The sequence below is a fragment of the Thiorhodovibrio litoralis genome (assembly GCF_033954455.1).
Taxonomy (GTDB): domain Bacteria; phylum Pseudomonadota; class Gammaproteobacteria; order Chromatiales; family Chromatiaceae; genus Thiorhodovibrio; species Thiorhodovibrio litoralis.
In genome coordinates this window covers 3174923-3187743 of sequence record NZ_CP121473.1, presented here as the reverse complement: position 1 = coordinate 3187743, position 12821 = coordinate 3174923, and the positions used below count along the sequence as shown (strand labels likewise).

General features: G+C 60.6%; 9 protein-coding genes. 6 read left to right on the top strand and 3 right to left on the bottom strand.

Annotated elements, in window-relative coordinates; translation table 11 throughout:
* The first annotated feature begins 56 nt into the window (after positions 1 to 56).
* Positions 57 to 371, top strand: coding sequence for a response regulator transcription factor (locus Thiosp_RS14150; RefSeq protein ID WP_201063347.1), 315 nt, complete (start codon positions 57 to 59; stop codon positions 369 to 371).
* Between the two features lie 12 nt (positions 372 to 383).
* Positions 384 to 755, top strand: a complete 372-nt coding sequence (locus Thiosp_RS14145) for a winged helix-turn-helix domain-containing protein (protein WP_201063348.1) — start codon at positions 384 to 386, stop codon at positions 753 to 755.
* Between the two features lie 12 nt (positions 756 to 767).
* Here the strand turns inward: Thiosp_RS14145 and Thiosp_RS14140 are convergent, their stop codons facing one another.
* Positions 768 to 1529, bottom strand: coding sequence for a PD-(D/E)XK nuclease family protein (locus tag Thiosp_RS14140; RefSeq protein WP_323696472.1), 762 nt, complete (start codon positions 1527 to 1529; stop codon positions 768 to 770).
* A gap of 259 nt (positions 1530 to 1788) precedes the next feature.
* Here Thiosp_RS14140 and Thiosp_RS14135 point away from each other — a divergent pair, with 259 nt between their 5' ends.
* Positions 1789 to 2091 carry a type II toxin-antitoxin system RelE/ParE family toxin gene (locus tag Thiosp_RS14135; protein ID WP_201063350.1) on the top strand — a complete coding sequence of 101 codons (303 nt, stop codon included), beginning with the start codon at positions 1789 to 1791 and terminating at the stop codon, positions 2089 to 2091.
* Complete coding sequence (locus Thiosp_RS14130; RefSeq protein ID WP_201063351.1) at positions 2088 to 2402, top strand: addiction module antidote protein; 315 nt, start codon at positions 2088 to 2090, stop codon at positions 2400 to 2402. The genes Thiosp_RS14135 and Thiosp_RS14130 overlap by 4 nt, the downstream gene beginning before the upstream one ends.
* A gap of 55 nt (positions 2403 to 2457) precedes the next feature.
* Here Thiosp_RS14130 and Thiosp_RS14125 read toward each other — a convergent pair whose 3' ends face one another.
* Positions 2458 to 3144 (bottom strand): PD-(D/E)XK nuclease family protein, encoded by a 687-nt coding sequence (locus Thiosp_RS14125; protein WP_201063352.1) that lies wholly within the window; start codon positions 3142 to 3144, stop codon positions 2458 to 2460.
* A gap of 94 nt (positions 3145 to 3238) precedes the next feature.
* Positions 3239 to 4270: a GSU2403 family nucleotidyltransferase fold protein gene (locus Thiosp_RS14120; protein WP_201063353.1), complete on the bottom strand. Its 1032-nt coding sequence runs from the start codon at positions 4268 to 4270 to the stop codon at positions 3239 to 3241.
* A 432-nt stretch (positions 4271 to 4702) separates the two neighbouring features.
* Between Thiosp_RS14120 and Thiosp_RS14115 the strand changes: the two genes are divergently transcribed.
* Together Thiosp_RS14115 and Thiosp_RS14110 are read left to right on the top strand one after the other, a co-directional pair.
* Complete coding sequence (locus Thiosp_RS14115; RefSeq protein ID WP_201063354.1) at positions 4703 to 6757, top strand: DUF11 domain-containing protein; 2055 nt, start codon at positions 4703 to 4705, stop codon at positions 6755 to 6757.
* Between the two features lie 150 nt (positions 6758 to 6907).
* Positions 6908 to 12805, top strand: coding sequence for an IPTL-CTERM sorting domain-containing protein (locus Thiosp_RS14110; protein ID WP_201063355.1), 5898 nt, complete (start codon positions 6908 to 6910; stop codon positions 12803 to 12805).
* Positions 12806 to 12821 lie beyond the last annotated feature (16 nt).

The window sequence follows — 12821 nt, the reverse complement described above, 5'->3', positions numbered from 1 at the left end:
ATTGGCCAGGCTCTGTAGACAGCAAAATTTTGAGATGAATAAGGGAATATTGAGCGATGGCTAGCGACAAACCCCGCCTGAAGGTGCTGGTGGTCGAGGATCTTGGCCCCCTGCGCGAAATCACCGTCGATACCCTGAACGCGCAAGGTTTCAGCGCCATCGGTGTCGATTGCGCCGAGTCGGTGTGCGAGCTACCCGATCAGTCCGACTTTGACGTTGCGGTGCTGGACCTGAACCTACCCGGTGAGGACGGTCTCAGCCTGGCGCTGCGTCTGCGCACGGTGCAACCGGATCTGGGTATCGTGATGGTCACATCACGCGATCAGTTGCCTGAAAAAATCAGCGGATACGAGCACGGCGCCGATATGTAACTGGCCAAGCCGGTGCCAGCCGAGGAGCTCGCTTTTGCCATCCGCGCCCTCGGGCGCCGACTCAAGCCCGCGCCGGCGGATGTCCAGATCAGCCTTCTGGACCGTTACACCAGAAACCTGGTGTTCCCCGGCGGCGAGCTGACCCTAACCCCAGACGAAGCCACCCTTCTAAAAGCCCTGGCCCTGGCTGAGAATCAGTGCATGGAAAGCTGGCAACTGCTCGAACTGCTCAGCCGCGAAGTCAGCGAACAGGGCAAAAAGCAGCTCGAAGTGCTGTTCTCGCGCCTGCGCAGCAAACTCAAGGCGCGCGGCATGGAGCAACCCATCATCCAGGCCGAGCGCGGCATCGGCTACCGCCTGTGTCTGCCGCTGCGGCTGGTTTAATATCCTATCGTATTAGCCGGAGACTTCCTCCGGCTCGCCGAAGGTTTCAATCCCCAAGCGACGGGCGACATCCTGGGCGCGGCTGTCGATCATCGGGGAGATGACAATCAGCCGATCAGCCTGGCGCTGATGGTGCCGCTCGTAAAACCGCGCCTTGCGCTCAAAAATATACATCCCGGCCTTGTCGATAGAGGACTTGAGTTCGCACAGGATCAGCAGCCCGTTTTTGATGATCACGTCGATCTCAATCTGATCGGGGCGACCGAAAACCTCGCCAGCGTCGTCGTACTCGCTGACATTGAGCACCTCAACGTCGAAGGTTTTTTCCAGAATTCCGGCGAGCGCATCGCGGAAAGCTTTCTCCGAGCGCAGGCCCCAGCGTGCGCCCAAGGCACCGATGCTGCGGTCGATGCGTTTGCCCAGCGCCAGACTTTCTTTATGCAAGGCAGCCAACTCCACTTGGTTGGCTTCCCATTTGCGGTTTTGCTCCTCGCGCAGGGCAGCCAGCTCTGCCTGATTGGCATCCCATTTGCGCTCGGACTCCTGGCGCTCGCGCTCCAGACGTTCGTCATTTTTGCGCCATAGCGCATCCTGGCGCTCGCGCTCACGGCGCATTTCATCCAGCGTTTGATGAAACCAGTCGTTGGTCTCGTCGCGCCGGCTGTACAGGTTGGCGGTCAGACCGAGAATGGCCTCGCGAAAAGCAGGGTCGGATTCCAGCCACGCCGGCAATTCGCGCTTGACGGTTTCTTTGAGCGATTCGAGCGTGGTCATCGGTGGCCCCGAAAGATTTAGAATCTTGTCTGATTAACTTAAGTGTATGCCAGTTCCAGCAGCAGAGCCATCCAGCATCGGATTTTACGGCGGCTCATTCCGCCACATCCTTGATGTGCGCAAGTGCCCGGCCCGATGTTTGTCGCTGTATTCCTCGCCCGCTTGGTTGGAGTCCGGACCTTGAGCCACTAGTGATCCGCAGCTGCAATTCACCAGCAACGTAGTTGACCGACTGCCAACTACAGTTTACATTTGCCTGATGTTCGAGATCATCGCATCCGAGACCTTCTCCCGCTGGTTGCGGGGTCTGGGCGATCGCCAAGCAGTGGCGCGGATTAACGCGCGCTTGCGCAACGCAGCGGCGGGCAACCTAGGCGATGTTGCACCGGTTGGCGAGGGTGTCTCGGAGATGCGTTTGTTTTACGGGCCGGGTTACCGGCTGTATTTCATCCGTCAGGGTGCGGCGATCATTGTGCTGCTGTGCGGTGGCGACAAGTCCACACAGGTGCGCGACATTGCGCGCGCGAAAGTGCTGGCCAAAGAATGGGAACCTGAGCCATGACTGAACGATTTACCCGCTGGGATAGTGCTGACTACCTGGAGACCGAGGAGGATATTCGGCTGTACCTGGAGGCGTGCATTGAGGAAGACCCTGGCGACGGCTCGCTGATCCGCAGCGCGCTGGGCGACATTGCCCGCGCGCGCAACTTCAGCGCCCTGGCCCGGGAGGTAGGCGTGACCCGCGAGGGGCTGCGCAAGGCGTTGTCCGCCGATGGCAATCCGTCGTTCGCGTTGGTGCTCAAGATGGCTCATGCGTTGGGACTCGGGTTGGAGCTGAAACCCCGGCCGGCTCAAGCATGGCAAAGGACTTAACGCTCTTGGTCCCGAGCGCTGCATAATCGCCGGGTGCTTTTCATCTCCCGCCGTGTTATCCGGAGACTTCCTCCGGCTCGCCGTAGGTTTCAATCCCCAAGCGTCGGGCGACATCCTGGGCGCGGCTGTCGATCATCGGGGAGATGACAATCAGCCGATTGGCCTGGCGCTGATGGTGCCGTTCGTAGAACCGGGCCTTGTGCTCAAAAATAGACATCCCGGCCTTGTCGATAGAGGACTTGAGTTCGCACAGGATCAGCAGCCCGTTTTTGATGATCACGTCGATCTCAATCTGATCGGGGCGACCGAAAACCTCGCCAGCGTCGTCGTACTCGCTGACATTGAGCACCTCAACGTCGAAGGTTTTTTCCAGAATTCCGGCGAGCGCATCGCGGAAAGCTTTCTCCGAGCGCAGCCCCCAGCGTGCGCCCAAGGCACCGATGCTGCGGTCGATGCGTTTGCCCAGCGCCAAGCTTTCTTCATGCAGGGCAGCCAGCTCCACTTGGTTAGCTACCCGCTCGCGCTCCAGGCGTTCGTCATTTTTGCGCCATAGTGCATCCTGGCGCTCGCGCTCACGGCGCATTTCATCCAGCGTTTGATGAAACCAGTCGTTGGTCTCCTCGCGTCGGCTATACAGGTTGGCGGTCAGCCCGAGAATCGCCTCGCGAAAAGCAGGGTCGGATTCCAGCCACGCGGGCAATTCGCGCTTGACGGTTTCTTTGATCGATTCGAGCGTAGTCATCGGCGGCCTCGAAAGATTCAGAATCTTGTCTGATTAACTTAAGTGTATGCCAGTTCCCGCAGCAGAGCCATCCAGCGCCGGATTTTATGGCGGCTCATTCCGCCACATCCTTGATGTGCGCAAGTGCCCGTTCTAATCGCCTGACCCACCCCGGGCCACGGGCTTCGAGCTGGGCGCGAGCTTTGGCGAGTTGCTCAGGCGCCTCCTCCTTCAGCACCCGAATCAACTGTGCCGCCTGTGCCCGGTCTTTCGCGCGCTTGGCCGCCATGGCAAGGCAGCGTTCTTCCGACACCAACAGCTTGTGCCAGGCAAAACGCGCCGGGTCGGGAACATTCACCAGCACCAGGTCGCGTTTGCCGAGCATGACCGCCGGCACGGGTGCTTCAATCAGATAGTCGAGAAAACGCAGGGGCTGCGCGGCCGCGCCTAATCCGGGCACAAAGACATCAGCAGCCCTTGGCTTGCCGATTAAGGGGGTCAACAAGTCAACCCGCAAACTCTGGCCGCGCACATGAAAGGATGTCGAGGCAGCCCGCGGATCGAGTGCCGGCACCGGCAGAAAGCCCATGTCGAGACGCTCCAGCACCGAACCGATGGGTGGCATCTCCGGTGGAATCGCGAGATCGACATCCATACCTGCGGCCAGATCCATGTCCTGCGTTTGCATCTGACTCGCCCAACGCACGCCGAGCATGTTACCCAGGGCGGCAAAGGCATGGGTACCGACCAAGACCGGATTCGCCGATCCGGGCCGCAACACGCCTGCATCCGCGAACGCCCGCAAGATGCGCATCGGCGCATGCTCGGTGTGATGGCCTCCGGCTGCGAGAAACGCCGCAGCCACCTCTTGCAGCCCCTGTCGATGTTCGGCTCGCTGAGCGGCGAGTGCCCGCAATCGCACTGCACGTTCGCGCGTCGGCTCGGTATCCGGGCCAAGGTAAATCTGGCGGGTCTGGCCGTTCAGCGTGCGGTGCTGGAAGTAGAGGTAGCTTGAGCCGCGAATCCGCTTCTGCACCACACTTCCGGGTAAGTGGGCAAAAAGCCCCTGATCCGCCTCAATCAGCGCCAAATCCAGCAGTTCCGCATACAGGGTGCGGGCGGTGAGTGAAAGTCGTCGCGGGTGCATACCGCGATTATACGCAAAGTCTGTTGTTCTTGCGTATAACGCCGCCGCAAAATCGTCGGGTGCTTTTTATCTCCCGCCGCCCTAGCCGGAGACTTCCTCCGGCTCCCCGTAGGTTTCAATCCCCAGGCATCGGGCAAGCGCTGCGCTTTCGCTTCACGGCGGCGGCTTTCGTCGTGCTAAGGGCGCCCCCTCGCGCACCTGCAAGCAAGTGCAAGGTTTCTCATTTTCACTGTGGTAGCTTGTGCCCCGCAATGGGAAAAAACTAGCAGTGCTGTGCAGTTAAGGAGTTTTTAAGGTGAGTCAGAAAAGGTCGCAAAGCTTCCGTGTTTTTGCACGGAAAGAAGCCAACCCCGCAGTCGATGTTCCTCTTCGGAAGGAGCTGCGCGCTCGATATCTCTTCGCGCGCAGTTCTGCAGATCTCAGGAGTCTTGTATGACAACCAATCACTTGGCCGTCACCAGAACGGCAATCGGCACGGCAACGGGCACGGCAACGGCCACTGGCCAGCCGCGCACTCGTCACCGCTCGACCTTCATCGGTCGCCTGGTACTCGGATTTTTGTTAACGAGCCTTTCGGCCGCCGCGCTGGCCGTCGATGTGCAGGTTTCTAAACTCGATGACGACCCCGATCCGGTCGGGCGCGGAGGGATCGTTACCTACACGATCGACGTTCGGAACAACGGGAGTGATACCGCCGCCGGCGTTGAACTGGTATTCCCTCTGCCGGCCGGAACGACATACAACTCGGATGACAATGCCGATTGTTCGCATGCCGGGGGCACTCCCGGGGAGGTCACCTGCAATTATGGCTCCGTGGTTGGCAATACAGCACCAGGTGGCGGGGACATAAAAACAGTCAATATCCAGGTCAATGTGCCCTCCACCATAGCTACCGGAACCATCAATGGCATCACGGCAACGGTTTCGACCACTGATTCCGATACAAATATAGCCAACAACACAGAGACCCAGAATACCACTGTTCAAAACGGCGCGGATCTGGTGCCGGTGTTTGTGAGTGCAAGCCCCGACCCGGTGACCGGCGGTGGTAACGTCACCTATGTCGCCAATGTCCTCAACAACGGCCCCGACGAAGCACTCAACCCGCAGGTGGTCTTTCAGCTCTCGCCTAATGCCACCTTTGTTTCGGTTTCAGACGATGACTGGACCTGCACCCACGACGGCACCACCCCGGGCGGTAAGCTGACATGCAACCGCACCAGCCTCGCCAGCGGCGCCACCTCGTCCCAGATCAGTTTCGTCACCCAGGTAACCGGCGCGGCGACCGGCACCCTGACGACCACGGCGACGACCAACCTCGGTAACAGTTCAACAGTGACAGACGCAAATCCGAACAATGATTTCGTCGACATCGATGTAACGGTCGGGGCTGGCACCGATATCGCGGTTACGGTCCAAAACCCGGGCGCCGTGATCGCGGGGGATACCTTCAACCTGATCATCCAGCCGCGCAATAACGGCCCCATTGCCGCGGTTAATCCGAAGGTCATCATCCCGATTCCTGCGGGTTTCACCATCAATAGTGCAACCGGCACCGGCTGGAATTGCACTATCAGCGGGCAGGAGGTCACCTGCAACGGCACCACGCTCACCGTCGGCGCTACTGACAATATCACCGTTTCGCTCACAGCACCGATCGTCACCGCTCAAGAAACCTATACCAACCCGCCGAGCGCCACAATATCGTCGGACACTTCGGATGCTGATGCGACCAACAACAGCCGTACCGGCACCATCGTGGTCAACCCGAACGGCCTGGATATCGAAATGCTCAAGACCAAGGGCCCGAATCCGGTCGCGCTGGGCAGTACGATTACCAGCAGCATCCGGGTGCGCAACAAGGGGCCCCTCAGTACCCTTAGCGGGACCATTACCATTACCGATACGCTCCTCGCCGGCGAGACTTTCGGAAGCGCCTCGGGAACGGGTTGGGACTGTTCGACCACTACGATCTCAGCAGGCGATGTAGGTGATATCGTCTGCACCTACGACGCAGCGCTGAACAACGGCAGTCTTAGCGAGCCGCTGACGATCACGACCACCGCAACCACCATCGGCGACCGCACCAACACAGCCTGCTCTGTTTACAGCGGAACGCCGGGCGACTACGACGACACCAACGACTGCGACAGCGAGACCGTCAAAGCCACAGGTCCCATCGCCGACCTACAGGTCAGCAAGAGCGCGGACCGAGCTATCTTGGCGGCTAATGATCCAACAGTGACCTACACCATCACGGTGACCAACGCGGCCCTCAACGCGGCCGGTTCCGCTTCCGCTCCCGTCGATGGCATTACTATCGAAGACGACTTGCCGGTATATGTCTCCTACAACGGTGGCTCTGGCGTAACTGCAGTCGTTGACACCACGGGCGTTGCCGCCACCTTCGATCCCTGCAGCATCACGGACGGCAAGATCAGTTGTAAGCAATCCACGGGCAGCGACCCGCTGGCAGCGGGGGAGTAGGTAACACTCACCATTAAAGCAACACGCCCGCTGCGCGATGGCTCGCGTACCAATACCGCCAGCGCGTACTCCTCCACCGTCGGCGACGATAACCGCGGCAACAACGAAGCTTCAAGCACCGTCCAGATTGAGCCCGTCGCGGATATCGAGTTGCAGACCAAGGTGGTCAGCCCAGAGTCTGTCGAGGCGGGTGTCAACGCAAACTACACGCTCACGGTGCGCAACAACGGGCCATCGACCGCAGCAGGGGTAGAGGTCAAGGATGTCTTCACCCTTCCAGCCGGAGACCCCGGCTTTACCGTCATCAGCGTTACCCCTCCGAGTGGCAACACCTGTACTGGCCTGAATGTGGGCGATATCTACACGGCTGGCACTCCGCCAACGTTGACCTGCAATCTTGGCTCCATGAACCGCGGTAACACCAAGAATATCAAGTTCACCATTCGCCCGAATTGGGACAGTGGCGAGGCAGTCCGGACGTTCACTAACACGGCGACCGCCACGACCACCACCTGGGAGAGCGATGGTGGCACCAGTGGCGACGGTGAGGCGGAGACTGGTAGCAATAATAGCGCATCCGAGACCCTCGAAATTATAGCCTCGCTCATCGACGTGAAGATCGAAAACAACGACTCTCCTGATCCGCTAGCCTGGGATCCTGCCGACGATGGCGCTGGCGTTGGCAATACTTCAGCAAACGATGTTGTGTATACGCTGGCGAATCAGAACCTCGGCCCGTCACTCGCCACCGGCACGCAGGCTGTATTTACCATGACGCCCAAGGCCGGCAAGCAAGTGGAGTTCTTATGCGACACGGTTGCGAGCAGCGACGACTGCACCACCAGCCCAGCGAATCAGTGCACCCAAAGCGGTTCCAACCCCGTGACCGGGTCGGACACCCTCACACTGACCTGCGATGTGGGTACTGATGTCGATGGGGTCTGGCAGATACCCGCAGGCGACACCATCCCTCACTACCTGCACTTCCGCTTTCTGAGCGAACCCGACTCCGGCGGCGATACCAATGAAACCAACGCCACCATCAGCGCCAATGAAATCGAGACCAATACGGGCAATAATTCAGAGGCGGAATTAACCTCCACTCAGGCCAAGGTCGATCTCGTGGTGACCAAATTCTCCGGCGACAACGCTGGCGAGGTGCGGACGGTGCAGTTGCACGAGCCCTTCAACTGGAACATCACCGTGACCAACAACGGGCCACTGGGGAGCGATGAAACCGTGTTGACCGACACTCTGTCTGATGACATGCGCTTTCACGGAGCCACGCCTAGCTGGAGCAACGCAACTGACAGCACCAGCGGCCCTTGCGTCATCAGCGGTCAGGACTTGACCTGCACCCTCGGCTCGGTCAGCGTCGGCAGTGAGGTCAAGATTACCGTACCGGTACTGATCGAGAGCTACACCAGCAGTACGGTGCAGAACTGCGCCTCAGCAGATACGAACGGCGTGGATCCCACTCCCGGCGACAGTACTAATGTCTGCGGAACCGTATCCGTAACTAACAGCTACTACCCCGCCGACTACGGCGATGCGCCCGACGCGAGTGATGGCACGGCGGCTGCCAATTACAACACCACCTTCAGCGATGGCGGTCCGAGACACCTTCAGCCCGGTGTGACGACCTGGCTGGGTGCCTGCGCAGACAGTGATGGTGATGGCACCCTGCAGAACCCCGATGCCAATGCAGACGACATTAACGCTGGCACCGTAACCGCAGGCACCTGCACCGACAATGACGATGAGGACGGCGTGGTTCTTCCACCGGCCTTTGTCGCCGGCGCCACGGTATCACTTGACGTCACCGTAACCAACGCTACCTGCGCCCTCGATGGTTGGGTGGACTACAACGCCGACGGTGATTTCATCGACGGCAGTGAGCGTATCTTCGACGCAGAATCGCTCACGGTAGGGACCCACACGCTGACGGTCAACGTCCCGGCAGGCATCACTCCCGGCACCTCTTATGCACGCTTCCGCTGCAGCGATGCCGGTGGCCTCTCCCCGGTAGAGGAAGTCACCAATGGTGAAGTGGAAGATTACCGGGTCTCCCTGCAGCCGGATCCTGACTCGGCACCCACGCCGACGGATTATGGCGATGCTCCGGACCCAGAGGCAGGCACAGCGCTCGGCAACTACAACACGCTGGGCCTCGATGATGGCCCGAGCCACGTTCTCGGTGTGGCCGGTGCTTCCTACTTGGGCGCCTGCGTCGATTCTGACACGGGCTCCCAGCAGGATGTCGCCGCCATGGCCGACGACGATACGGCTGCCGGCGGCGCGGCAACGCCATTGACCACGGGTACTTGCGCGACTGCCGGCGAAGACGAGGACGGCGTGCGTTTCCTTGATGCAATGCGCCGTGGGGGAAATGCGAATATTGAGGTGACCGTCGCTGATGTGGCGGACTGTACGCTCAACGCCTGGATCGACTTTAACGCCGATGGCGATTTCACTGATGCCAGTGAGCAGATTGCAACGGATCAGCTTCTGTCTGCGAGCAGCGTGACCACGCTCACAGTCGCGGTTCCTGCTGACGCCACGCTCGGCCCAGCTTACGCGCGCTTCCGTTGCGCAAGCATTGGCGGACTTGCACCGACTGGCGCGGCGCCGGATGGTGAAGTGGAGGACTATCTGGTTAACCTGAGCGCAAATCCGACTTCGACGGATCTGGACTTTGGTGATGCGCCGGATACTTACCAGACGACGGATGCTGCCGATGGCCCGAGCCATGCGCTAGTGAGTGGCACGCCCTATTTAGGCACCTGCGTCGATTCTGACACGGGCACCCAAGAGGGTGTTACTGCGCTGGCCGACGACGAGGATGCCAGCGGCACGACCACGGGTAGTTGCGCGACGGCCGGTGATGACGAGGACGGCGTTGAGCTCCCGACTTCGCTGACGCGTGGTAGCCCGTCGCAGATCGCAGTTACCGTAGGCGCCAGTGACGACTGCTACCTCAACGGATGGATCGATTTTAATGGCGACGGGCGGTTCTCAGGTGCGGAAGAGCAGATCGTTAGCGATCAGCTCCAGGGCGCGGGTGTTCGGACGGTCTACCCATTCACGGTTCCCAGCAATGCCGTGATCGGTGACAGTTACGCGCGCTTCCGCTGTAGTACGCGACAGGGACTGGGCGCGACGGGTTCGGCGCCAGATGGCGAGGTGGAAGATTATCGGATCACTCTGAATGCACCGGCCACTCCGCCCAACCCTGGTCCGGGACCATCGCCTGACCCTGGTCCGGGACCATCGCCTGACCCTGGTCCGGGACCCTCGCCTGATCCGGAGCCCTCGCCCGAGCCTGATCCGACCATCACGCCAACAGATTATGGTGATGCACCGGACTCGCAGACAGGCACATCGACCACCAACTACAACACGCTGGCCGTCGACGGTGGTCCGAGCCACGTTCTCGGTGTGGCCGGTGCTCCCTACCTGGGCGCCTGCGTCGACTCCGACCCCGGCACCCAGCAGGATGTGACCGCGCTGGCTGACGATGATGCAGCTGCCGGCGGCACGGAAACGCCGATGATCACGGGTACTTGCGCGACTCCCGGCAAAGACGAGGACGGCGTACGCTTCCTTGATCCAATGCTCCCTGGGGAAAATGCGCGGTTTCAAGTGACCGTACCGCCGAATGTGGCGGACTGCACGCTCAATGCCTGGATCGATTTCAACGCCGACGGCGACTTCCTTGACGCCAATGAGCAGATTGCAACGGATCGGGTGTTGACTGCGGGCAGCGGAACCCCGCTGACAGTCGCGGTTCCTGCGGACGCCGCGAACGGTTCCTCATATGCGCGCTTCCGCTGCGCCAGCGTCGGAGGACTTGCACCGACTGGCCCGGCACCGGATGGTGAAGTGGAGGACTATCGGGTTGACTTGGGTGCAGAGCCGATCACGACTGAGTTGGACTTTGGCGATGCGCCGGACTCGCAGTCAGGCACGTCGACCAGCAACTACAACACGCGGGCCGAAGACGGTGGTCCGAGCCACGTTCTCGGTGTCGATGGTGCTCCCTACCTTGGCGCCTGCGTCGACTCTGACCCGGGCACCCAGCAGGGTGTTACCGCGCTGGCCGATGACGATGCGGCTGGCAATGGCACGGCAATGCCGTTGACCACGGGCATTTGCGCAACTGCCGGCGATGACGAGGACGGCGTGCGTCTCCTTGATCCACTGCGCCGTGGGGAAGATGCGCAGCTTGAGATCACCGTTGCGGATTTGGCGGCCTGTACGCTCAACGCTTGGATCGATTTCAACGCCGACGGCGACTTCCTTGATGCCAATGAGCAGATTGCAACGGATCAGGTTCTGGCTGCGAGCAGCGTGACCCCGCTAACGGTCGCAGTTCCTGCGGACGCCACGCTCGGACCGGCTTATGCGCGCTTCCGTTGCGCTAGTGCCGGCGGGCTTGCACCGACGGGAGCGGCGCCGGATGGCGAAGTGGAGGACTCTCTGTTCGACCTGAGCCCAGAGCCGATCACGACGGAGCTGGACTTTGGCGATGCGCCTGATAGCTATCAGACGACGGAAGCCTCCGGTGGTCCGAGCCACGAGTTGGTGATCGGCACGCCCTATCTGGGCACCTGCGTCGATGCTGATACGGGCACCCAGCAGGGTGTAACCGCGCTGGCCGACGATGAGACGGCTGCCAGCGGCACCACCACGGGCAGTTGCGTGACCGCCGGCGATGACGAGGATGGGGTTGAGTTCCTGACTTCGCTCATGCTTGGCCGTCAGTCGCAGATCGCAGTTACCGTAGGAGACAGTGCGGGCTGCTACCTCAGCGGATGGATCGATTTTAATGGCGACGGGCGGTTCTCAGGTGCGGAAGAGCAGATCGTCAGCGACCAGCTCCAGGGCGCGGGTGTCCGGACGGTCTACCCATTTGACGTTCCCAGCAATGCCGTGCTTGGTGACAGTTACGCGCGCTTCCGCTGTAGTTCGCGACTGGGATTGGTTGCGACCGGATCGGCCCCGGATGGCGAAGTGGAGGACTATCTGCTCGAACTGAGCGCTGATCCGCTACCCCCAGCGGAGCTGGCGGTGCTCAAGACGGTCTATCAGGGACATGATGCCGGGGCCGGCTGTCCAGGCGTGAAGGAGCTGGCGGTGGTCGATAAGAGTCGGGCGCCCAAGCCGATTACCTGGTGCGTCGCACTCACCAATACTGGTACGACAGCATTGGCGGACCCGGTCTTCAATGACCCGCAGTTGCAGGTGGTACCAGGCGGCGATCAAAGCGCGATGATCATGCGTGCAGGGTCGTCCTTGCCATTGGCACCTGGCGCAACGGCGGTCTGGTATCTGGAGCAAATGCGCGATACCAGCCTGGTGAATCTTGTTCAAGTGAGCATGACGCCGGTCGATGAGAACGGTGATCCGCTCGAACTCCCGCCGGTTACGGGTGAGGATCCTGCTGAAACCATTTTTGGTTATGTGTTCGATCCGCCGTTTGGGGTGAAAATCGGTACGCAGAATGGATTGTCTCTGGTGCGCTGGACCATGGAGTGGGGCAACGATAACCCAATCGCTCTGAACGGTGTGGTGATCACCGATGAGCCTCCGGTAGGGATGACCGTGAGCGGCAATGCGAGCTGTGTTCCCTTCGGGATAACCTCTGTGGTTTCCTGCGCAGTTGATCAGCCAAGCCCGGCCTACCCACGCGGACTGGTGCGAGTGGTGGCGAATTTTGGCCCGGATTGGAATGCGACGGTCGCTACGGCGGTGAATAAGCTTCAGATCGCCTTCGATGTGACTGTCGCCTCAACGACGGTGACGACCTATGAAAATCAGGGAATCGCTGAATGGATGCCTCCGGACGGTGGTGATCCGCTGGTTGGGTTGACGTCTGATGACACGCTTAACCCGCAGACGAATCCGGAGCCGACCCCGTTTACGTTCTTGCCCGGCGGGCCCAACGTGGCACCTCAGAGCGTTCCGACCCTCTCGCAATGGGCGCTTGCGCTGCTGGTGCTGATGATGTTGGTCGCCGTCGGCGCTCGCGTCAGGCGCGAGCGTTAGGCTAAGCTGGGCGACA

Coding starts and splice junctions, on each gene's coding strand:
- Thiosp_RS14150 (WP_201063347.1), top strand. CDS start 57: ATGGCTAGCGACAAACCCCGCCTGAAGGTGCTGGTGGTCGAGGATCTT.
- Thiosp_RS14140 (WP_323696472.1), bottom strand. CDS start 1,529: ATGACCACGCTCGAATCGCTCAAAGAAACCGTCAAGCGCGAATTGCCG.
- Thiosp_RS14135 (WP_201063350.1), top strand. CDS start 1,789: ATGTTCGAGATCATCGCATCCGAGACCTTCTCCCGCTGGTTGCGGGGT.
- Thiosp_RS14130 (WP_201063351.1), top strand. CDS start 2,088: ATGACTGAACGATTTACCCGCTGGGATAGTGCTGACTACCTGGAGACC.
- Thiosp_RS14125 (WP_201063352.1), bottom strand. CDS start 3,144: ATGACTACGCTCGAATCGATCAAAGAAACCGTCAAGCGCGAATTGCCC.
- Thiosp_RS14120 (WP_201063353.1), bottom strand. CDS start 4,270: ATGCACCCGCGACGACTTTCACTCACCGCCCGCACCCTGTATGCGGAA.
- Thiosp_RS14115 (WP_201063354.1), top strand. CDS start 4,703: ATGACAACCAATCACTTGGCCGTCACCAGAACGGCAATCGGCACGGCA.